This window comes from Bacteroides sp. 3_1_13 (assembly GCF_001185845.1).
GTDB classification, from domain to species: domain Bacteria; phylum Bacteroidota; class Bacteroidia; order Bacteroidales; family Bacteroidaceae; genus Bacteroides; species Bacteroides xylanisolvens.
In genome coordinates, this window is sequence record NZ_KQ236955.1 from 2751684 (window position 1) to 2774440 (window position 22757).

Sequence of the window (22757 nt, forward strand, 5' to 3'; positions counted from 1 at the left end):
TACCGAGAGAGAAACTTGATTTTTCAACTTCCTAAAACGGTGTTGTTCAAACATTTCTACTTATTTGTACTTGCCAGTTGAACCTACGCTTCCCTAATAAAATGTCTATGGTAAAAAGTTAAAAAATCCTCCCACTTTTGTTAGATATATTTTTTTGTGTAATTTTGTAATCGTTATGCGGCAGTAATAATATACATATTAATACGAGTTAGTAATCCTGTAGTTCTCATATGCTACGAGGAGGTATTAAAAGGTGCGTTTCGACAATGCATCTACTGTAGTATATTATTGCTTAATCCAAATGAATATTATAAATTTAGGAATTCTTGCTCACATTGATGCAGGAAAAACTTCCGTAACCGAGAATCTGCTGTTTGCCAGTGGAGCAACGGAAAAGTGCGGCCGTGTGGATAATGGTGACACCATAACGGACTCTATGGATATAGAGAAACGTAGAGGAATTACTGTCCGGGCTTCTACGACATCTATTATCTGGAATGGAGTGAAATGCAATATCATTGACACTCCGGGACACATGGATTTTATTGCGGAAGTGGAGCGGACATTCAAAATGCTTGATGGAGCAGTCCTCATCTTATCCGCAAAGGAAGGCATACAAGCGCAGACAAAGTTGCTGTTCAGTACTTTACAAAAGCTGCAAATCCCGACAATTATATTTATCAATAAGATTGACCGTGCCGGTGTGAATTTGGAGCGTTTGTATATGGATATAAAAACAAATCTGTCGCAAGATGTCCTGTTTATGCAAACTGTTGTCGATGGATCGGTTTATCCGGTTTGCTCCCAAACATATATAAAGGAAGAATACAAAGAATTTGTATGCAACCATGACGACGATATATTAGAACGATATTTGGCGGATAGCGAAATTTCACCGGCTGATTATTGGAATACGATAATCGCTCTTGTGGCAAAAGCCAAAGTCTATCCGGTGCTACATGGATCAGCAATGTTCAATATCGGTATCAATGAGTTGTTGGACGCCATTTCTTCTTTTATACTTCCTCCGGCATCAGTCTCAAACAGACTTTCAGCTTATCTCTATAAGATAGAGCATGACCCCAAAGGGCATAAAAGAAGTTTTCTTAAAATAATTGACGGAAGTCTGAGACTTCGAGACGTTGTAAGAATCAACGATTCGGAAAAATTCATCAAGATTAAAAATCTAAAGACTATTTATCAGGGCAGAGAGATAAATGTTGATGAAGTGGGTGCCAATGATATCGCGATTGTAGAAGATATAGAAGATTTTCGAATCGGAGATTATTTAGGTGCTAAACCTTGTTTGATTCAAGGATTATCTCATCAGCATCCCGCTCTCAAATCCTCCGTCCGGCCAAATAAGCCCGAAGAGAGAAGCAAGGTGATATCCGCTCTGAATACATTGTGGATTGAAGACCCGTCTTTGTCCTTTTCCATAAACTCATATAGTGATGAATTGGAAATCTCGTTATATGGTTTGACCCAAAAGGAAATCATACAGACATTGCTGGAAGAACGATTTTCCGTAAAGGTCCATTTTGATGAGATCAAGACTATCTACAAAGAACGACCTATAAAAAAGGTCAATAAGATTATTCAGATCGAAGTACCACCCAACCCTTACTGGGCCACAATAGGGCTGACTCTTGAACCCTTACCGTTAGGGGCAGGGTTGCAAATCGAAAGTGACATCTCCTATGGTTATCTGAACCATTCTTTTCAAAATGCCGTTTTTGAAGGGATTCGTATGTCTTGCCAATCTGGTTTACATGGATGGGAAGTGACAGATCTGAAAGTAACTTTTACTCAAGCCGAGTATTATAGCCCGGTAAGTACACCTGCTGATTTCAGACAGCTGACCCCTTATGTCTTCAGGCTGGCTTTGCAACAGTCAGGTGTGGACATTCTCGAACCGATGCTCTGTTTTGAGTTGCAGATACCCCAAGTAGCGAGTTCCAAAGCTATTACAGATTTGCAAAAACTGATGTCTGAGATTGAAGACATCAGTTGTAATAATGAGTGGTGTCATATTAAAGGGAAAGTTCCATTAAATACAAGTAAAGACTATGCCTCAGAAGTAAGTTCGTACACTAAGGGCTTAGGCATTTTTATGGTTAAGCCATGTGGGTATCAAATAACAAAAGACGGTTATTCTGATAATATCCGCATGAACGAAAAAGATAAACTTTTATTCATGTTCCAAAAATCAATGTCATTAAAATAATGGAGCGGTCAGGAAATTTCTATAAGGCAATACGGTTGGGATATATACTTATCTCCATTCTTATCGGATGTATGGCATATAATAGCCTCTATGAATGGCAGGAGATAGAAGCATTAGAACTTGGCAATAAAAAAATAGACGAGCTCCGAAAAGAAATAAACAATATCAATATTCAAATGATAAAATTTTCTCTATTGGGTGAAACAATACTGGAATGGAACGATAAAGATATCGAGCATTACCATGCACGGCGTATGGCAATGGACAGTATGCTCTGCCGTTTCAAGGCCACCTATCCAGCAGAGCGCATCGATAGTGTGCGCAGTCTTTTAGAGGATAAGGAACGACAGATGTTCCAGATAGTCCGGTTAATGGATGAACAACAATCTATTAACAAGAAGATAGCCAATCAAATTCCGGTTATTGTACAGAAAAGTGTGCAGGAACAGTCCAAAAAGCCAAAACGAAAAGGTTTCTTAGGCATATTCGGCAAAAAAAAGGAAGTAACTCCAGCAGTATCAACCACTATCCTTCATTCGGTCAATAGAAACGTAATCAGCGAACAGAAAGTGCAGGATCGCCAATTGTCGGAACAAGCCGACAGCCTTGCAGCTCGTAATGCAGAACTTAACAGACAACTGCAAGAATTGATTTGCCAAATAGAAGAAAAGGTACAAACCGAACTGCAAAGCCGGGAAAACGAAATAGTTGCCATGCGTGAAAAGTCATTTATGCAAGTAGGCGGTTTAATGGGATTCGTTCTTCTATTGTTGTTAATTTCCTACATCATCATACATCGTGATGCAAAAAGCATTAAACAATACAAGCACAAGACAACTGATTTGATAAGGCAACTGGAACAATCCGTACAACGGAACGAGGCACTGATAACGTCAAGGAAGAAGGCGGTACATACTATCACCCATGAACTGCGCACACCGCTGACAGCAATAACAGGCTATGCCGGACTGATACGGAAAGAACAGTGTGAGGATAAGTCCGGGCAGTATATCCAAAACATACTGCAATCCTCCGACCGTATGCGGGATATGCTTAACACTTTGCTTGACTTCTTCCGCCTGGACAACGGCAAGGAACAGCCCCGTCTGTCACCCTGCCGGATTTCAGCAATCACGCACACACTTGAAACGGAGTTCATGCCTGTTGCCGTGAACAAAGGGCTGTCCTTGTCCGTGAAGACTGGACACGATGCCATTGTATTGACCGACAAAGAGCGAATAATACAAATCGGGAATAACCTGCTGTCAAACGCTGTCAAGTTCACAGAAGAAGGCGGTGTTTCTTTGATTACTGAATATGATAATGGAGTTCTGACACTGGTCGTTGAAGATACAGGTACAGGCATGACAGAAGAGGAACAGAAACAAGCGTTCGGTGCGTTTGAACGTCTATCAAATGCCGCCGCAAAGGAGGGTTTCGGGCTTGGGCTTGCCATAATGCGTAATATTGTGTCGATGCTTGGCGGAACAATCCGTTTAGACAGCAAGAAAGGGAAAGGCAGTCGTTTCACAGTTGAAATTTCTATGCAGGAAGCTGAAGAACAGCTTGGATATACAAGCAATACACCTGTTTATCATAACAATAAATTCCATGATGTTGTCGCCATTGACAATGATGAGGTATTACTTCTGATGCTGAAAGAGATGTATTCCCAAGAAGGAATACACTGCGACACTTGCACCGATGCTGCGGCACTGATGGAAATGATACGCCAGAAAGAATACAGCCTGTTGCTGACAGACTTGAATATGCCCGATATAAACGGTTTCGAATTGCTGGAACTGTTGCGTTCGTCCAACGTGGGCAATTCACCAACAATCCCGGTGGTTGTGGCAACCGCTTCGGGCAGTTGTAACAAAGGGGAACTATTGGCAAAAGGCTTTGCCGGATGCCTGTTCAAACCGTTCTCCATATCGGAACTGATGGAGGTTTCCGACAGGTGTGCCATAAAAGCGACACCGGACGGGAAACCGGACTTTTCCGCCTTATTGTCCTATGGCAATGAAGCCGTCATGCTGGAAAAGTTGATAACTGAAACAGAAAAGGAAATGCAGGCGGTACGGGATGCAGCAAAAGAAAAAGACCTGCAAAAGCTGGATTCCCTGATCCACCACCTGCGCAGTTCGTGGGAGGTGCTCCGTGCCGACCAACCGCTGAATGTACTTTACGGATTGCTTCGTGGCGATGCTCTCCCGGATGGTGAAGCGTTAAGCCATGCCGTGACTGCCGTGCTGGATAAGGGAGTGGAAATAATACGGTTGGCAGAAGAGGAAAGGAGAAAATACGAAGATGAATAAGACAAAAATAATTGTGGTGGAAGACAACATCGTGTATTGCGAATATGTCTGCAATATGCTGTCACGGGAGGGCTACCGCAATATGAAGGCTTACCACCTCTCAACCGCGAAGAAACATCTGCAACAGGCAACAGATAATGATATCGTGGTTGCCGACCTGCGTCTGCCTGACGGCAGTGGCATAGACCTTTTGTGCTGGATGCGAAAGGAGGGAAAGATGCAGCCCTTCATCATTATGACCGACTACGCCGAAGTTAATACCGCCGTGGAAAGCATGAAACTCGGCTCGATAGACTATATTCCCAAACAGCTTGTGGAGGATAAACTTGTCCCCCTGATCCGTTCCATACTGAAAGAACGTCAGGCAGGACAACGCCGTATGCCTATATTCGCCCGTGAAGGTTCCGCCTTTCAGAAAATCATGCACCGCATAAGGCTGGTAGCCGCCACCGATATGAGCGTGATGATATTTGGTGAGAACGGCACGGGCAAGGAGCATATTGCCCACCTGTTGCATGACAAGAGCAAACGTGCAGGCAAGCCATTTGTGGCGGTGGACTGCGGTTCACTCTCCAAAGAGCTTGCACCGTCGGCTTTCTTCGGACACGTCAAAGGTGCATTTACAGGTGCGGACAATGCCAAGAAAGGATATTTCCATGAGGCGGAAGGCGGCACGTTGTTTCTGGACGAGGTAGGAAACCTCGCGTTGGAAACCCAACAGATGTTGCTCCGTGCCATACAGGAGAGGCGGTATCGCCCGGTCGGAGACAAGGCAGACCGGAATTTCAATGTCCGCATCATCGCTGCTACCAATGAAGATTTGGAGGTATCGGTGAATGAAAAGCGTTTTCGGCAGGATCTTCTGTACCGCCTGCACGACTTCGGGATAACCGTTCCTCCGTTGCGTGACTGTCAAGAAGACATTATGCCGCTGGCAGAGTTCTTCCGTGATATGGCAAACAGAGAGCTGGAGTGTAGCGTGAGCGGGTTCAGTTCCGAAGCACGTAAAGCGTTGCTGACACACGCATGGCCGGGCAACGTGCGGGAACTTCGGCAGAAAGTTATGGGTGCTGTATTGCAGGCGCAGGAAGGTGTTGTCATGAAAGAGCATCTGGAACTTGCCGTGACGAAACCGACCTCTACTGTCAGCTTCGCCTTGCGCAATGACGCGGAGGATAAGGAGCGGATATTGCGTGCGTTGAAACAGGCAAACGGCAACCGGAGTGTCGCCGCAGAACTGCTCGGCATAGGCAGGACAACACTATACAGCAAACTTGAAGAGTATGGACTTAAATATAAATTCAAGCAATCATAGCCCGTAATTCACTGAATTTGGCTATCTTTGCATAACATTTGAGAAAAACGGCGATTGGCAGGAGCTTTTCGCCGCCAACATATAGGATAAGACCGCAAGGCGTTTCAAGCGAAAATCTGGTAAATTGGAACTACGGAGACGATTGCGTGATGCTTATGCTATGCTTACGCATAGCGTGCATTCACGTACTCTCCGTAAAGGCTTTACCAGAGCCATCGCTTGAAGGTAGTGTGAATTGCACGCTACTTTTTTACCCTTGCCTAACGAAAGGAAACGATTATGGGTAAAGTTCAGATTCTCGCCGTACTGACGATGGACGGATGTCTTTCTTCAGAGTTATATGATAAAGCACATCAGGATTTGTGCCTTGACCGTTGCGGTCTTGATGAAATCAGGAAGAAAGCCTTTTACCGTGTGACACCGGACTATTCCATTTCAATGCTGCACGAATGGAGAAAAGACTGCACAAACATCCGTTACCTCGCGGAAGCCACACCGGACACGGCAGACTATATAAACGGACTGCTGCGGATGCACGCTGTGGATGAAATCATACTATACACCGTTCCTTTCATATCCGGAAGCGGACGACATTTTTTTAAGTCGGCTCTGCCAGAGCAACACTGGACGCTTTCCTCTTTGAAAAGCTATCCCAACGGTGTATGTCGCATTATCTATATCCTTGATAAAAAAGCAAGATAGCCAAAATGTGCGGCAAGCATACATTTCTATTTTCAGGAATAGAATAAATGTTCCGATTACAAACAATTTAAGTCGGAGATAATTTGTCCTTGTGAAAAAATACTGAATTTTATACCTCTGAAATCCAGCACTTTGTAAAATTGAGTGTTGGATTTTTTATTTTCTGCCGCGTTTTTTGCCAATTATATTCATGTGCGCACGCAGAAAACAAAGTGTAATTTTCAAAATTGACAGAACCATGAATTATTTCTTGCTGGCGGAAACCGACTTTTTCCGCCTGATAAACGAAGCCGGCGACTGCAATATGGAAACGGCATACACGGCTTTCGCCACCCAAGTGATCGAACTGTGCAACGGCGGCATGGACATGAACCTTACCGTCATCGCGCTTGCCTACATCGAAATCGAGTTGCAGCACCATCCCGTACGTAATCTGTCAGAAGAAAAAAGAGAGATTGCCGCCTACGTCAGCAAGGCTCTGTCTTTCGTAAGAAAGATGCAGAAATTCCTTGCCACGCCCCAAGTGCCACCACTAATATCCGCCAACAACGCAACAGAAACCACCGCCAGCCTTCTTCAATGGACGGGCAATGCCATCGACCTCGTGGAACTTATCTACGGCATAGACGTGATGGGCTGCATCAACAACGGCAATATGCCGCTCAAACAGCTCGCCCCACTTCTCTATAAGATATTCGGGGTTGATTCTAAAGACTGCTACCGCTTCTACACTGATATCAAACGCCGGAAGAACGAAAGCCGCACCTATTTCATTGACAGGATGCAGGAAAAACTGAACGAGAGAATGTTGCGTGATGAGGAGTTGGAGCGGATGAGAAAATAAAAAAATATCCATTACATATGAGAAGACAGGAATACTCGTATCCTGTCTTTTTATTTTCATTTAATTATATATTAATTAGCACAATATATGTGAGTTTTTCATTCCTATAAGGACAAATTTCAGAAACGTATGTCTGGTAAATTATTGAGTCATCATAGTATGAACATATATCATTACTAAAAACAATGAAACAACTTCCATAAGATTGTGGTTGTAAAAATCGCCATTTAATAGCCCGTTTTTTTTGTAAAATTCGCCAATTAAAAAAATATGATTATCTTTGCATTATATTTTATAAGGTATGGAAACAGTAAATAGAATACTTCAAGAGAAGATTACAGCACGAATCGCGCCCAATAAAGCAGTACTGATTTTTGGTGCTCGCCGTGTTGGTAAAACGGTAATGATGCGTAAAATTGTGGACAACTATTCAGGTAGGACGATGATGCTCAACGGCGAAGACTACGACACATTAGCACTATTGGAGAATCGCTCAATAGCCAATTATCGGCATTTATTGGATGGTATTGATTTGCTGGCTATTGATGAGGCACAGAACATACCACAAATCGGTAGTATTCTGAAGTTGATAGTTGATGAAATACCGGGAATAAGTGTCTTGGCAAGTGGTTCTTCGTCATTCGATTTGCTGAATAAGACTGGTGAACCGTTGGTCGGCCGCAGTACGCAATTTCTCCTTACACCATTCTCGCAACGGGAAATCGCACAGACGGAAACGGCACTTGAAACCCGCCAGAACCTCGAAGCGCGCTTGATTTACGGTTCCTATCCCGAAGTAGTAATGATGGAGAACTATGAACGTAAAACAGACTACCTACGTGATATTGTCGGTGCATACCTGCTTAAAGATATCTTAGCAATTGACGGCTTAAAAAATTCGAGCAAGATGCGCGATCTACTGCGATTGATAGCTTTTCAGTTGGGCAGCGAAGTTTCTTACGAAGAGTTAGGTAAACAACTCGGCATGAGCAAGACGACCGTTGAAAAATACCTCGACCTATTGGAAAAGGTCTTCGTTATCTATCGTCTGGGGGCTTATTCGCGTAACCTACGCAAGGAGGTTACAAAAGCTGGCAAGTGGTACTTCTACGACAACGGCATTCGCAATGCCATTATCGGGGCTTTCTCACCGCTGGCCATTCGGCAGGATGTCGGTGCGCTGTGGGAGAACTACATCATCGGAGAGCGGCGCAAAGCGAACTTCAATGAGGGACTGCACAGGGAGTTCTATTTCTGGCGCACCTACGACAAACAGGAAATCGACCTGATTGAGGAGAGTGCCGACAGTCTTACCGCCTTGGAGTTCAAGTGGGGAAATAAAATGCCGGCCGCACCGAAAGCCTTCCAAGAAGCCTATCCCTATGCCGAGTTTCATGTGGTAAATCGGGAGAATTATTTGGAGTTCGTATAATCAATAAATTACGTATATGGAAACAAAACTACAATCCAAACAGCAATATCCGCGGTTTATCCAAAATAAACCGTGTGGTATTGACAAATTCGATGGAGGTTCGCAAGAAAGGTTGGCAAAAACTATTGCTCGCCATTTTTGTCAGAATGATTCATTGGATGAGGAATGTACTTTACCTCGAATTATCGGCATCGAAGGTATTTGGGGATCTGGAAAATCCAACGTGGTTAAAATGTTGGAACGTGAATTATCAGACGACTATTACTTTTTTGAGTATGACGCATGGGGACATCAAGAGGACTTGCAACGCCGCTCTATATTGGAATTGCTTACAAGCAAACTTATTGATGATGGTATCCTATCTGGAAATGCAACAATAAAAGTCAAAGGTGGAGGTACGAAAACCGTATCATGGTCTGAAAAGCTGAAATATTTATTAGCCCGTAAAACGGAGACCGTAACCGAAAAATATCCCCTTATCAGTAATGGTATGGTTGCGGCATTTTTGGTTGCAGTTTTAACTCCGATATTTACATTTATTGCGTATGCAGTAAAACCTACACCCACAACATGGTGGTTTTCTTTATTGTCTATTATCATAGCTGCACTGCCAGTTCTTATTGCATTGTGCGTTTGGAAATGGGCATATAGCAAAGATCATAAATATGGATGGAGTTATATGTTAGCTATTTATCAAGATAAAGTCGAAAAGGACGTTTGCTATGAGACTTTGAGCGAAGACGAACCAACGGTTTACGAGTTCAAAACATGGATGCAAGACATTTCTGATTTTATCAAGGAAAAAGGACAACGTAAATTAGTCCTTGTTTTTGACAACATGGATCGTCTCCCCGCTGAAAAAGTAAAAGAATTATGGTCTTCTATCCATACGTTCTTCGCCGATAGCGGTTTTGAAAATGTTTGGGCTGTTATTCCTTTCGATGAAACACATTTAGCTTGTGCATTCGGAGATGAGACCGACGAACAAACGAAACAACTGACCAAGTATTTTATCAATAAAACTTTCCCTATTGTTTATCGTGTTGCTCCTCCTGTTATTACCGACTATCGAAGTATATTCAACAAACTGTTTGTTGAAGCATTTGGAGAAACAGAAAATGAAGCGAAAGAAACTATAAATCGGATATTCAGATTGGTAAATCCTAATGCCAATGTTAGGGAAATTATATCATATATCAATGAGATGGTCGCTCTTAAACAAGAGTGGTGTAACGAAATTTTGATGATAAACATAGCATTGTTCTGTTTGAAGAAGACGGATATTCTGGCAAATCCAGTAGAACAAATATTGTCCGGCGACTATCTGAATGGCATTCAAACAATAATTAACAATGATCTGCAAACACAACGCGAAATTGCAGCTTTGGTATATGGTGTCGATGTTGAAGATGCTCGACAAATTCCATTGAAAAAATATATTGAAGGCTGCATCAACGGAGAAGAAGACCACGACATAAATCAATATGCAGAGACTAATAAACAATTTGACACTGTATTAGAAGAAGTTATACAATGTATGGACAATGCGCTTATCGATAAGATTATACATTGTTTGCATAAATTAACTCGAAAGAGCGATGTTATTCTGCGTGTATGGCAAAGAATAGCACAATTGAAATTAAAAGAATCCATAGAGAAGCAGGTGTTCCCTGTCGAATACCAAGAACTGCTGTTGCATTTAGACACGGAAAGCCAAAACCATGTGATTGCTCAATTATATAAGAAGATAGTTCGGTTCAATGACTTCAATGGCGGCGACTATTTCAAAACGTTAGATGCAATAGACAGGTTTATTGCGCAAAATAAGTTGGCGTGCGATTTTACGTCATTGATTGAAGCAAAAACAGTCAAGCCAAATACATTTATCGATTATATTCAAGCTGCAAATGCAACAGATGCTGCCTATCGGGATAACGCGACAACTAAAGCATATAAATATTATCAAGTAGCAACAAATTCGGAGGCGCTCGATAATTATTTGGCAAACTTACTACCCGATAATTTCGACCATGCAGATATTGTAAAAACGTTAAAAGATAATTCTACCTATACGTTTCCAACGCTTTTGCAAGCGATCACGAATTGCATTGATGAACAGAATGTAAATAAAGATAATATAGGGGCTATATTTACAACCTATCGTTTATTGGCATCTGACGAAGAAAGACCTTTACCTGTAACGTTAGATTCAACCTACATAAATCAGTTGCATTCTGAATTAGAAACTGATGGCCGAAACATTAAAGAGTCTGGATATTACGATTTAGTCGCCATGCAATTGGCACATGGTCATTCCGTTTCCTTAATAGAGGGTGGAGATATAAAATATGTTGCAGAACTCATGGACTATTATGTGGATCATGGAGACTTATTAGTAAATAGTGTGGGATGGAATATACCGCTATTAAATGAAACACTACAATACATGGTAAATCATAAACTTGGCTATAAATTATTGCTCTCAGACATATTGCCCCAATTTGAAGATATTAAGAACAGAATAGGTGTAACGGATGAGGTATTTATCGAGCATTTAGCAGAGTGGAATACCGATTTGGATAAGTATATCACTAAGAACAATATTAAAGATGTAATTCCTGACGCATCTTTTTACGATTTGACCACTAAAATAAGCAATGTCCTGACCGATCATATCAATAAAATAGCGTTCGAAGCGTTGTCTGAAATAAGTGTTGATACATTATACGCCCAAAGAACAGCACATACATCATATTATTGGTTTGTCGCAATAAAACATTTACTGGCTAAAATCAAATCCTTGCCAGATAACTTGACTGAATTTGGCAAAAAGATTCTGATGGATATTGCTTCTGGAACTCAAAGTTTGAATCCTTTCCCTAATTGTTTCAAGAATATAGTTGAAAGATTGGATAAACGAAAAATTAAATCGACAGTTACCGATATAAGAAATGATTTCTGCATCGGTAAAAAGACTATCAATGCAATAAAGTTTCAATTTTTCGAAACATGGCTTAGATCGCATGGTAATTTGAAAAGTCAAGCTGGAGACGTTATTGATAAAATAGTGAAACCTGTAATTTCCGATGGGGCATGCCGTTCATTGATTCTGCAAAACAAAGATTTTTATATGGATTTAATAAATACAGCAGGGGATGATGCTTATGAATTGAAAAAGAGTCTCCGAAACCTCATACAAAAAGATTCAGATCCGCAATTGGTTAAATTTGTCAATTCGATAGATTCAGTACCTGAGGTTGAAACCGCGTAAGTATTTGTCTAACAAGTCCGAATTTTACGATTTTACCCGTCAGAACTGAAGTGCCCCCCAAAAAAATTGTATCCAACTTTTGGGGGTCACTTCAAACTTCGATAGGGATAATTTTCAATTTTGGGGACTTGTTAGACAGTCTCATTATCTGGTAGCAGTTTACACAGCACCGGATCGTTTTTGATACGCTCCAGTTCCTCCTGCACAATCTGCTTCACCTCTTCCTTGATGCGCCGGTAGTTCGCCTGCACCGTTTCCTTCATGCGGTCGTTGCCGTCCTCGTCCGTGAAGTTTGTAATGACGGGAATTTTCTTGTAGGCACTTTCTTCCCGTTTCACCTTTTCGGCATCCACCACAATCTCGCAATGAAAAATCTTCTGCTCGATACGCTCGTTGAAGTTGTCGGATACAGAACCGACAAACATTCCCTGCGTAAGCCCGGAAATCTTACTCGGTGGAATGAGCGCGTCCATCTGCGTGTTGATGGAGGTGGAAACATCCTGCCGGTTGATGGAGATGGACTGCCGTTTCTGCAACACCTTACCGAACCGCTCGGAGAGCGTCTTGGCTGTTTCCCCCACCACCTGACCGGAGAAAATATTGCCGACAGTGTTCATCACCACTTTCGCCTCTTTGTCCCCGTAGTCACGCACTAACTGGCTGAAATCCTGAAAGCCCAGACACACGGCAACCTTGTTGCTTCGGGCGGTAGCTATAAGATTGTCCAACCCTTTGAAGTATATTGTGGGCAACTCGTCGATGATGACCGATGACTTCAGCATCCCCTTCTTGTTGATGAGCTTCACGATACGGGAATTATACAGACCGAGTGCCGCACCGTAGATATTCTGACGGTCGGGATTGTTACCCACGCAGAGGATTTTCGGCTCTTCGGGATTGTTGATGTCCAGCGTAAACTCGCTGTCTGACATCACCCAGTAGAGCTGCGGTGAAATCATCCTCGAAAGCGGGATTTTTGCCGACGCTATCTGACCCATGAGCTGCTCCGCAGCCCCTCCAAGCCACGCATCCATGAACGGCGAAAGGTAGTTCTCCAGCTCCGGATAAGAGGTCAGTATCGGAAATATATCCTCGTAACGGCGGTTCAGAAACTCGATAGCATGGGGAAACGTGCAAAACTTCCCGTTCTGATAGATTTTGAGATACCAGATAATACTGGCAAACAGAATGATAGGTGACTCCACGAAGAAGTCGCCCTGCTTTTGCACCCACGTTTTATTGAGGTTGAGCATTATTGTGTAGGCACTCTCATAGGCATCCGTAATATCTTCCATAAAATCCGGGTGAATGGGATTGCACCGATGAGAGCGTCGCGGGTCGTCGAAGTTGATCACATAGAACTTCGGCTTTACCTTGTAGCCGTCCGGGTGGTTCAGCAAATGGTTGTAGGCAATAGTAGATAGGTCGGGATACTTGAAATCGTAGATGTATTGACTAAAGCCCTTTTCAATCTGTTGCTTGATAAAATTGTTTACCACGGCATAGGACTTGCCGCTGCCCGGCGTACCCAACACGATGGACGCACGGAAGGGATTAACTACATTGATCCAACCGTTGTTCCAGCGTTTCCTGTAATAGAAACGTGTCGGCAGATTGACCGAATACTCGCTTTCGATAAGCCTCGTTTCCTGCATGAAACTCTCGTTCTCGTTGTTGAAAACATCCTCCATCAAATTGTGTTTCAACAGGCGGCTCATCCACAGACCACCCATCAACAGGCAGACATAGCCCGTTCCAATGGTAAGGACATACAGTCCCGTCACCGCTTCAAGCGGCAGCGGCAGGGGCAGCAACCACCAGTTCAGGAAAAACAGCACGAACCCGACGGCAAATGCTGTCCAGATTCTCCCCCAAGTGATTTTCTCACCCTTGACACCCTTCGTACCCAGACAGGACAAGGCAAGCAAAAGGACGGAAAACAGCTTCGTGTAGAGAATGGAATGGAACAGCCCCGCCGTGCGGTCGAAGTTCAGAAGGATTTTGTCCACCACGCCGATGTTCACGCCCCACAGCCGGATGGCTTCGTAGCAGAACCAGTACACGTTCATGACCACTAAAATGATACTCACGGCACGCAGAAAATCCATGATTTTCGCCAATGCCCTCAAATCGTCTTCTTGTTGTGACATACATTGATTTTTTAATTGTTGATACTCTGATTACATACCCAAGCCCTTGCGTTTTTTCTTCTTTTTGCGCTTCATCGCCCGGATGAAAGCCTCTTCCTCGGCATCTACCGCCGGACCTTCGGGAGTGAGCAAGCCCATACCGCCCGATATATCTTCACTGTCGTAGGCGGTCTGCCCGTGTGCCTTGTCCGCAGCATCCACAGGGATGGATAGCGGTATCGGCGGTTGTCCGGCGTATGGCAGGGTGAAGTGTTCCTGCAAGGCATTCGCCGAAAGCTCCTTACCCATGCGCGAACCGTTCAGCACGCATCCCGTGCGGTGGTCGATGAAGGTAGCCCCATAGATGCGCCCTTCCTCTGTGTAGCGCAGTACGGTGTCGATGCCCTTCTCTTTGAGTTGGGATACAAATTTGTCCTTGTCATAAGTGCCTTGCAGCACGGAAAGGACGGTGCGTTTCGTCATGTCTGCCAGTTTCCTATCCTTGATTTCCGATTTGGAACGGACAAACTTCTTCTGTACGGCTTCATAGCCTGCGGACTTCCCGAAAAGCGAGGATTTGAACGGGTTGCCCACCTTGTTACCCTTGTCGTCCGTGACGGAATAGACCAGCCCGTGATACTCCCGTCCGCGCACGTTGCCCCTCGCTTCCTCCACCGTCATATTATATAAGGAAAGGAGCGCACGGTATTCGCCCATCGTCTGGAAACGGTACTGCCCATTCAGAGCCTTCACGGTGTTGCCTACCTGCTTCTTCACATCACCTGCCGATGCGGCCACCTTGCGCAACGGATTATCCAATCTCTGATTTTTACGTTCTGCCGGATGCAATCCGTACTTCTGTTCCAGTTCCCTGCGGATACGGTCGCTGCGGCGGTAGAGAAAATCCCGGTTGAGCCTTTTCCCGTTCTCGTCCACGTTGACCGTCACGATGTGCAGGTGGTGGCGGTCGATGTCCTCGTGCTTGAATACAAGATAAGGCTGGTTTCCGAAACCGAGTTTTTCCAGATACTCGCGGGCGATATTCTGCAACTCAATATCGGTCAGCACATCCTCCGGGTGCGGGTTGAGAGAGATATGCACCACCGGCTTCTCGATCTTCATCTGCGGTGGCAGGAAGGTGAGAAAACCCTCCATCGCCTTGCCTATGTCCACCGTTCCCGAACCGTCATTGTAGATGCGGTTGGTGGTGAGAAGCCGCCCCTGCGCCTCGTTAATCTTCTCCCCGTTGTAGGCAATCGCGCCGTACAACGAACTTCCTACACTGATTTTTGCGACCATTTTGCCTCCATTTCCCTTGAAAGTTCCACAATCCGGCGGCTCAGTTTCACGAGTTCGACGGTGTGTTGCTCTAATTTGTAGAGCAACGCCATCGCCTTTTTCTCTGAAAAATGCAGCCTCAGTTCCTTCACGACTTGGTTGTAATTCGTACCCACGGCACGGAATTGTGCATGAAAATCCGACAGTTTGGTGTAATAGTCCACCAACGTCTTGTCCACCTTCAGCACCTTGAACGGTTGCCCGAAGAAGTGCGCTTTGAGGAAAACAGACCGTGCATAGACACCCGATTTTCCGAACATGGCGAGGAAACGGTTGTGTTCCTCCTCGTTGAAACGGACGGTGTACCGGTACACCGCCGGATCAAGTTTGGGATTTCTCCCTGATTTGCTTTTCCTTTTCTCTTTCATATTACTTTGGATTTAGCGGATTGACGGCATAAGCCGCCGCTTCGGATTACAGCACCGCAGTTCTGAAAGGCTTCCCGACTTCGGAGGGAAAGCCCGCCCCCTGCAAGGGCAAGTGCTTTTCGTGGCTGCTCAAAATATTTTGAGCGGCTGAAAAGACATCTTGCTATGTTCAGGTGAACATAAAAATCCGTCAGGGGACGGATTGGGAAAATACCTTTCAGGACTCCGGGCCGCGCGTCATCGGCGAACCCTGCTGTCCGGGTGCAAAGTTACGCCCTTAAAGCGGTATCGGACAGATGCTTGACCCGGTCAATGACTGCCAACCGGCGCAACGTGCCGCCACTTGCCGGAGAAGTGATACAGGTTCCAAAATATACTTGTTTATTTGCAGCATGATTCAAGAAACGAACGATTTGAAGATATGATAAACGGAACATTCAAATACCCGGAAATCCGCTTCTTCGGATACTTGCCGAAACGGATACCCGAACCGTCGGAAACCCGGTTCTCCGACAATTCGGTGACGTATGGATTCAATGACTTCATGACGCAATGTCGTCAATCACCATTTGTCCGACGCACCGCTTCACCACAGAACCGGATACGCGACGACCCGCCTGCGTGTGTAGTCACGGAAGCGGATGGTGCGACAGCCAAATCCGTATGGAAACAGAAAAACAAATCATCAACAATTAAAATAAATGGAACTATGAGTAAGGAAATCTTCGTTGCATTCGCAACACAGAAAGGTGGCATCGGCAAATCCACTGTCACGGCACTTGCCGCCAGCTACCTGCACAACGTGAAAGGCTACAATGTCGCCGTCGTGGACTGCGACGACCCGCAGCACAGCATCCACGGGCTGCGCGAACACGAAATGGGGCTTATCGACAGCAGCACCTACTTCAAGGCTCTCGCTTGCGACCATTTCCGCCGGATCAAAAAGAACGCCTACACCATCGTCAAAAGCAATGCGGTGAACGCCCTCGACGATGCCGAGAGGATGATTGCCACTGAGGACGTGAAACCCGACGTGGTGTTCTTCGACATGCCCGGCACACTCCGAAGCAACGGCGTGATAAAGACGCTCTCGCAGATGGACTACATTTTCACTCCGCTGAGTGCCGACCGCTTTGTCGTGGAGAGTACCCTGAAATTCGTCACGATGTTCCGCGACAGGCTGATGACTACCGGACAGGCGAAAACAAAGGGGCTGCATCTGTTCTGGACGATGGTGGACGGCAGGGAGAGGAACGACTTGTACGGCATCTACGAGGAAGTGATAGCCGAAATGGGCTTTCCGGTACTTTCCACCCGCTTGCCCGACAGCAAGAAGTTCCGCCGTGACCTTTCGGAAGAGCGCAAGAGCGTTTTCCGCTCCACCATCTTCCCGATGGACACGGCACTGCTGAAAGGGAGTGGCATCCGGGAGTTTTCCGAAGAGATAAGCGACATCATCAGACCGCAGTGAGCATGGGCAGCAGGAAAGTGAACACGGAAGGCATCGACGAGGAACTGCTGTTAGCCTCCATCGGGCGGCGCACACAGGACGGGACACTGCGCCCCGCACAGGAAGTACCCGCAGCTGCACCGACCGAAGAGGACACCGCCGCACCGGAACCATCTCCTGTGCAACCCGTAACACGGGAAAAAGCGCAGAGGGAAAGTGGACGCCGGAAAAGGCAGGACGAGGACTACAACGAGCTATTCCTGCGCCGCAACGAGATAAAGACCCGCCAATGTGTCTATATCAGCCGTGACGTCCACGGCAAGATCCTCAGAATCGTGAACGACATCGCCGGAGGGGAAATCTCAGTAGGCGGATATGTGGATACCGTGCTGCGCCAGCATCTGGAACAGCACAAGGAGAGAATCAACGAACTGTACAAGAAACAACGTGAAGATCTGATTTGAAAATGGAAAAAGAAATGACACCGAATGAAAAAAGACCACAGCAAGACTGCGGAGGTATGTTTACCCAAGTGCAGGCGAGTGTGGAAATACTGTCGCCTGTCCCGGTAAGCGGCAAATGCAGTGAGAAGGACTATGAACGCCTGTTCATCCGCGACCCGGAAGTAAAGGCACGTGAGGGGAAGATGGCGTATGTGCGCCCGGAGTACCACGAGCGTATCATGCGTATCACCCGTGTAATCGGGCATGACCGGCTTACGCTGTCCGCTTACATCGACCATGTGCTGACGCACCACTTCAACCAGTGCGAAGATGCGATAAAGAGCCTTTATGCCCGAAATTACAATTCAGTATTCTAACCAAAAACGGAAGGATATGAATTACACAATCAGCATGACAGACATTCTGCTGGCGGTATCGGTCGGCTGCAACCTCTGGTTCCTGTTCCTGCTCCTTTACGAGCGCATCATGGACACGCGGATTGTCCGCTTCTTCAAGGGCATTGTCGGATTATGGCGGTCACTGGACGGGAATGAGGCTAAACGCATAGCGGCACACGAGGAAGTCCCTGCGGAAAAGGCGGACATCATCGGCAAGAGCCGTTTCAGGATGGCATCCACCCGGACAACCGCTGCCATACCGACGCAAGAAGCCGCCACTATTGAAAAAGGCATTGAGCTGTCGGAGGAAGAGGCTACTTTTGACGACGGAAAAACGGGAAACGCATCCCGCCCGGCACAAGTCCCGGAGGAAAAACTCGATGAGACCTTCACGAGCATACCGCCGGAGGAACTGGGATACGGGGACGACGAACCGGAAGAGGACGCCTCGGACACGCCACGGGCTTCGGGCAGCAGCTTTGACGAGATTGACGACGCCTGCAAGACCGCCAAAAACCCGGACGCGACACAGGCGGAACGTGAAAAGGCGGCTAAGGTGTTCACCGACATGGAGGGCACGGAGTTGTACGAGAAAATGATGGAAGGCTCTTCGGAGATAGGCATCCGCATCAAGGGGCTTATCGAGATTCGGCTGAAGAAATCTGAAAAGGAGTTCGTCGTGCCGGACAACATCGAGGAGTTCGACATTCGCAACTATGTATGACAACAATAAAAGAAATGAACATGAAAGAATGACATCAACCCACGCGGCGAGGAAACGCAAGGCGCATCCCCATCCGCAACGGACACGCCCACGTCCGTGGAAACAAACGGGCATCCACTAAAACCAAAGTAAAGAAACAAAGTATCAACCGCCCGACAAAGGACCATCCACCCTTTTGACGGCAAAAAACAAGAACAGTTTATGAACAAGAACATCTTGAAAAACAGAAAAGCAATCCTCTCCGCGGCACTTGTCATCGCCGCAACCGCCTCCGCTTTCGCGCAGGGAAACGGCATCGCGGGCATCAACGAAGCCACCTCTATGGTGAGTTCTTATTTCGACCCCGGAACTAAACTGATATACGCCATCGGTGCAGTCGTCGGGCTTATCGGGGGCGTAAAAGTGTACGGCAAGTTTTCATCGGGCGACCCCGACACCAGCAAGACAGCCGCCTCGTGGTTCGGCGCGTGCATCTTCCTGATTGTTGCCGCCACCATCCTGCGCTCATTCTTCCTTTAATAAATAATGTATGGCTGAATACCCAATCAACAAGGGTATCGGCCGTCCGGTAGAGTTCAAGGGCTTGAAGGCACAGTACCTCTTCATCTTCTGCGGAGGTCTGCTGGCTCTCTTCGTCCTGTTCGTCATCCTCTACATGGTCGGTATCGACCAGTGGATATGTATCGGCTTCGGCGCGGCATCGTCCTCCCTCCTTGTATGGCAGACCTTCGCGCTGAACGCCCGGTACGGTGAACACGGGCTGATGAAATTAGGAGCGGCACGGAGCCATCCCCGATACCTTATCAACCGGCGGCGGATAACCCGTCTGTTCAAACGACAACGAAAGGAAGAAAGACAATGAGGAATACATCGAAAATGACAACACTGGAAAACAGGTTCCCACTTTTAGCGGTGGAGCATGGCTGCATCATCTCAAAGGACGCCGACATCACGGTGGCTTTCGAGGTGGAACTACCGGAACTTTACACCGTGACGGGTGCGGAGTACGAGGCGATACACAGTTGCTGGTGCAAGGCTATCAAGGTGCTGCCGGACTACTCCGTCGTCCACAAACAGGACTGGTTCATCAAGGAACGCTACAAACCGGAGCTTCAGAAGGACGACATGAGCTTTTTAAGCCGCTCTTTCGAGCGTCACTTCAACGAGCGTCCGTACCTGAAACACACCTGCTACCTCTACCTGACCAAGACAACAAAGGAGCGTAACCGGATGCAGAGCAATTTCAGCACGCTGTGCCGGGGACATATCATCCCGAAGGAGCTGGACAGGGAAACCACGACCAAGTTCTTGGAAGCCTGCGAACAGTTCGAGCGCATCATGAACGACAGCGGGCTTGTCAGGCTGCGCCGCCTCTCCACCGATGAGATTGTGGGTACTGAGGGAAAGACGGGACTTATTGAACGCTACTTCTCGCTCATGCCGGAAGGTGACACCACCTTGCAGGACATCGAGCTTTCGGCAAGGGAGATGCGCATCGGCGACAACCGCCTGTGTCTGCACACCCTCTCCGACGCGGAAGACCTGCCGGGCAAGGTGGCTACCGACACCCGTTACGAGAAGCTCTCCACCGACCGGAGTGACTGCCGACTGTCATTCGCCTCCCCGGTGGGGCTTCTGCTCTCCTGCAACCATATCTACAACCAGTATGTGCTGATAGACAACAGTGAGGAAACCTTGCAGAAGTTCGAGAAGTCCGCCCGTAACATGCAGTCGCTATCTCGCTATTCAAGGAGCAACAGCATCAACCGCGAGTGGATAGACCAATACCTGAACGAAGCCCATTCCTACGGACTGACCTCGGTACGGGCACACTTCAACGTCATGGCGTGGAGCGACGATGCGGAGGAACTGAAGCATATCAAGAACGACGTGGGCAGCCAGTTGGCAAGCATGGAATGCGTGCCGCGCCACAACACCATCGACTGCCCGACACTCTACTGGGCGGCGATACCCGGCAATGCGGCGGACTTCCCGGCGGAAGAGAGTTTCCACACCTTCATCGAACAGGCGGTGTGCCTGTTCACAGAGGAAACCAACTACCGCAGCTCGCTCTCGCCCTTCGGCATCAAGATGGTGGACAGGCTCACGGGAAAACCGCTGCACCTTGACATCTCCGACCTGCCCATGAAGCGAGGTATCACGACCAACCGCAACAAGTTCGTGCTGGGTCCTTCGGGCAGCGGCAAGTCTTTCTTCATGAACCACCTCGTGCGCCAATATTATGAGCAAGGCGCACATGTGGTATTGGTGGACACGGGAAACTCCTATCAGGGCTTGTGCGGCATGATCCGACGCAAGACAGGCGGAGCGGACGGTGTGTATTTCACCTACACGGAAGATAAGCCCATCAGCTTCAACCCGTTCTACACCGACGATTACATCTTCGACGTGGAGAAGAAGGACAGCATCAAGACCCTGTTGCTGACGCTCTGGAAGTCGGAGGACGACAAGGTGACAAAGACGGAGAGCGGCGAGCTGGGCAGTGCCGTGAGTGCCTATATTGAGCGCATCCAATCCGACCGTAGCATCGTGCCGTCGTTCAACACCTTCTACGAGTATATGCGTGACGACTACCGCAAGGAACTGGCACAGCGTGACATCAAGGTGGAGAAGTCCGACTTCAACATCGACAACATGCTCACCACCATGCGGCAGTATTACCGGGGCGGGCGTTACGATTTCCTGCTCAACTCCACGGAGAACATCGACCTGCTCGGCAAGCGGTTCATCGTCTTCGAGATAGATTCGATTAAAGAAAACCGCGAACTGTTCCCCGTCGTGACCATCATCATCATGGAAGCCTTCATCAACAAGATGCGGCGGCTGAAAGGCGTGCGGAAACAGCTTATCGTGGAAGAGGCTTGGAAGGCCCTCTCATCGGCGAACATGGCTGAATATCTGCGCTATATGTATAAGACGGTCAGAAAATATTACGGCGAGGCAATCGTGGTGACGCAGGAGGTGGACGACATTATCAGTTCTCCGGTGGTCAAAGAGAGCATTATCAACAACTCGGATTGTAAAATCCTGCTTGACCAAAGGAAATATATGAACAAGTTCGACCAGATACAGGCGTTGCTCGGACTGACGGAAAAGGAGAAGTCGCAGATACTCTCCATCAACATGGCGAACAACCCTTCACGGCTCTACAAGGAGGTGTGGATAGGCTTGGGCGGCACGCAGTCGGCGGTCTATGCCACGGAGGTCAGCGCGGAAGAGTATCTGGCGTACACCACCGAGGAAACGGAAAAAGTGGAGGTTTACCGTCTGGCGGAGAAGCTGGGCGACGACATCGAAGCCGCCATCCGGCAGCTTGCCGAAAGGCGGAGAAACAAGGAATAACTAAAAAACAGAATGTATCAACCAAAAAAGAAAAACGCGTATGAATTTACCAAAAGTGAAAATGCTGCAAGTCAGCAAGTGCCTTATCGGATTGGCGGTCATGATGCTGCAATCCTGCGACGTGGCCGACAACCGCCGCGACATGCTGTGCGGGAACTGGGAGAGCGTGGAGGGAAAACCTGACGTGCTTATCTACAAGGAGGGCGAAGCCTACAAAGTGACGGTGTTCCGTCGTAGCGGTCTGCGCCGCAAGCTCAAGCCGGAAACCTATCTCTTGCAGGAGGAGAACGGCAACCTGTTCATGAACACCGGCTTCCGCATCGACGTGTCCTACAACGAGGCCACGGATGTGCTGACTTTCTCGCCAAACGGGGACTATGTGCGGGTGAAGCCGCAGCCGGGACATCCGACCGAAGAATAACAACCACTAAAATC

General features: G+C 47.0%; 19 protein-coding genes. 15 read left to right on the plus strand and 4 right to left on the minus strand.

The window, feature by feature from the left end; genetic code table 11:
• Positions 1–301 precede the first annotated feature (301 nt).
• From tet(Q) to HMPREF9009_RS09900, 7 genes are all read left to right on the plus strand, one after another.
• Complete coding sequence (tet(Q), locus tag HMPREF9009_RS09870; protein ID WP_004291466.1) at positions 302–2227, plus strand: tetracycline resistance ribosomal protection protein Tet(Q); 1926 nt, start codon at positions 302–304, stop codon at positions 2225–2227.
• Positions 2227–4545 carry a hybrid sensor histidine kinase/response regulator gene (locus tag HMPREF9009_RS09875; protein WP_004291467.1) on the plus strand — a complete coding sequence of 773 codons (2319 nt, stop codon included), beginning with the start codon at positions 2227–2229 and terminating at the stop codon, positions 4543–4545. Before tet(Q) ends, HMPREF9009_RS09875 begins: the two co-directional genes overlap by 1 nt.
• Positions 4538–5860 (plus strand): sigma-54-dependent transcriptional regulator, encoded by a 1323-nt coding sequence (locus HMPREF9009_RS09880; protein ID WP_004291471.1) that lies wholly within the window; start codon positions 4538–4540, stop codon positions 5858–5860. Before HMPREF9009_RS09875 ends, HMPREF9009_RS09880 begins: the two co-directional genes overlap by 8 nt.
• A gap of 279 nt (positions 5861–6139) precedes the next feature.
• Positions 6140–6562, plus strand: coding sequence for a dihydrofolate reductase family protein (locus HMPREF9009_RS09885; protein ID WP_004291474.1), 423 nt, complete (start codon positions 6140–6142; stop codon positions 6560–6562).
• A gap of 238 nt (positions 6563–6800) precedes the next feature.
• Positions 6801–7406 carry an RteC domain-containing protein gene (locus HMPREF9009_RS09890; RefSeq protein WP_004304269.1) on the plus strand — a complete coding sequence of 202 codons (606 nt, stop codon included), beginning with the start codon at positions 6801–6803 and terminating at the stop codon, positions 7404–7406.
• 301 nt (positions 7407–7707) lie between these two features.
• Entirely contained in the window at positions 7708–8838 is a 1131-nt protein-coding gene (locus tag HMPREF9009_RS09895; protein ID WP_004291480.1) for an ATP-binding protein, read from the plus strand.
• A gap of 16 nt (positions 8839–8854) precedes the next feature.
• A complete protein-coding gene (locus HMPREF9009_RS09900) occupies positions 8855–12109 on the plus strand; it encodes a P-loop NTPase fold protein (protein WP_004291481.1) in 3255 nt (1084 codons plus the stop codon).
• Between the two features lie 131 nt (positions 12110–12240).
• Here HMPREF9009_RS09900 and mobC read toward each other — a convergent pair whose 3' ends face one another.
• The 4 genes from mobC to HMPREF9009_RS26140 all read right to left on the minus strand — a co-directional run bounded on the left by mobC (position 12241) and on the right by HMPREF9009_RS26140 (position 16490).
• On the minus strand, positions 12241–14259 hold the full coding sequence (mobC, locus tag HMPREF9009_RS09905; protein WP_004291482.1) for a conjugal transfer protein MobC: 2019 nt from the start codon (positions 14257–14259) through the stop codon (positions 12241–12243).
• Between the two features lie 30 nt (positions 14260–14289).
• A complete protein-coding gene (gene mobB / locus HMPREF9009_RS09910) occupies positions 14290–15537 on the minus strand; it encodes a conjugal transfer protein MobB (RefSeq protein ID WP_004291483.1) in 1248 nt (415 codons plus the stop codon).
• Positions 15516–15944, minus strand: coding sequence for a conjugal transfer protein MobA (mobA, locus tag HMPREF9009_RS09915; RefSeq protein WP_004291488.1), 429 nt, complete (start codon positions 15942–15944; stop codon positions 15516–15518). Before mobA ends, mobB begins: the two co-directional genes overlap by 22 nt.
• Before the next feature lie 381 nt (positions 15945–16325).
• Positions 16326–16490, minus strand: a complete 165-nt coding sequence (locus HMPREF9009_RS26140; protein ID WP_196029218.1) for a hypothetical protein — start codon at positions 16488–16490, stop codon at positions 16326–16328.
• Between HMPREF9009_RS26140 and HMPREF9009_RS09920 the strand changes: the two genes are divergently transcribed.
• The 8 genes from HMPREF9009_RS09920 to HMPREF9009_RS09955 all read left to right on the plus strand — a co-directional run bounded on the left by HMPREF9009_RS09920 (position 16489) and on the right by HMPREF9009_RS09955 (position 22743).
• A complete protein-coding gene (locus HMPREF9009_RS09920) occupies positions 16489–17415 on the plus strand; it encodes a ParA family protein (protein WP_005783105.1) in 927 nt (308 codons plus the stop codon). The genes HMPREF9009_RS26140 and HMPREF9009_RS09920 overlap by 2 nt on opposite strands.
• 2 nt (positions 17416–17417) lie before the next feature.
• Positions 17418–17858 carry a DUF3408 domain-containing protein gene (locus tag HMPREF9009_RS09925; RefSeq protein WP_004291503.1) on the plus strand — a complete coding sequence of 147 codons (441 nt, stop codon included), beginning with the start codon at positions 17418–17420 and terminating at the stop codon, positions 17856–17858.
• A gap of 2 nt (positions 17859–17860) precedes the next feature.
• Positions 17861–18214, plus strand: a complete 354-nt coding sequence (locus HMPREF9009_RS09930) for a DUF3408 domain-containing protein (protein ID WP_004291505.1) — start codon at positions 17861–17863, stop codon at positions 18212–18214.
• A 16-nt stretch (positions 18215–18230) separates the two neighbouring features.
• Entirely contained in the window at positions 18231–18959 is a 729-nt protein-coding gene (locus HMPREF9009_RS09935) for a hypothetical protein (protein ID WP_004304280.1), read from the plus strand.
• A 201-nt stretch (positions 18960–19160) separates the two neighbouring features.
• Complete coding sequence (locus tag HMPREF9009_RS09940; protein ID WP_002560983.1) at positions 19161–19478, plus strand: DUF4134 domain-containing protein; 318 nt, start codon at positions 19161–19163, stop codon at positions 19476–19478.
• 10 nt (positions 19479–19488) lie between these two features.
• Positions 19489–19821, plus strand: coding sequence for a DUF4133 domain-containing protein (locus tag HMPREF9009_RS09945; RefSeq protein WP_004291514.1), 333 nt, complete (start codon positions 19489–19491; stop codon positions 19819–19821).
• A complete protein-coding gene (locus tag HMPREF9009_RS09950; RefSeq protein ID WP_004291515.1) occupies positions 19818–22322 on the plus strand; it encodes a TraG family conjugative transposon ATPase in 2505 nt (834 codons plus the stop codon). The genes HMPREF9009_RS09945 and HMPREF9009_RS09950 overlap by 4 nt, the downstream gene beginning before the upstream one ends.
• A gap of 40 nt (positions 22323–22362) precedes the next feature.
• Complete coding sequence (locus HMPREF9009_RS09955) at positions 22363–22743, plus strand: DUF3876 domain-containing protein (RefSeq protein WP_004291516.1); 381 nt, start codon at positions 22363–22365, stop codon at positions 22741–22743.
• Positions 22744–22757: the final 14 nt, after the last annotated feature.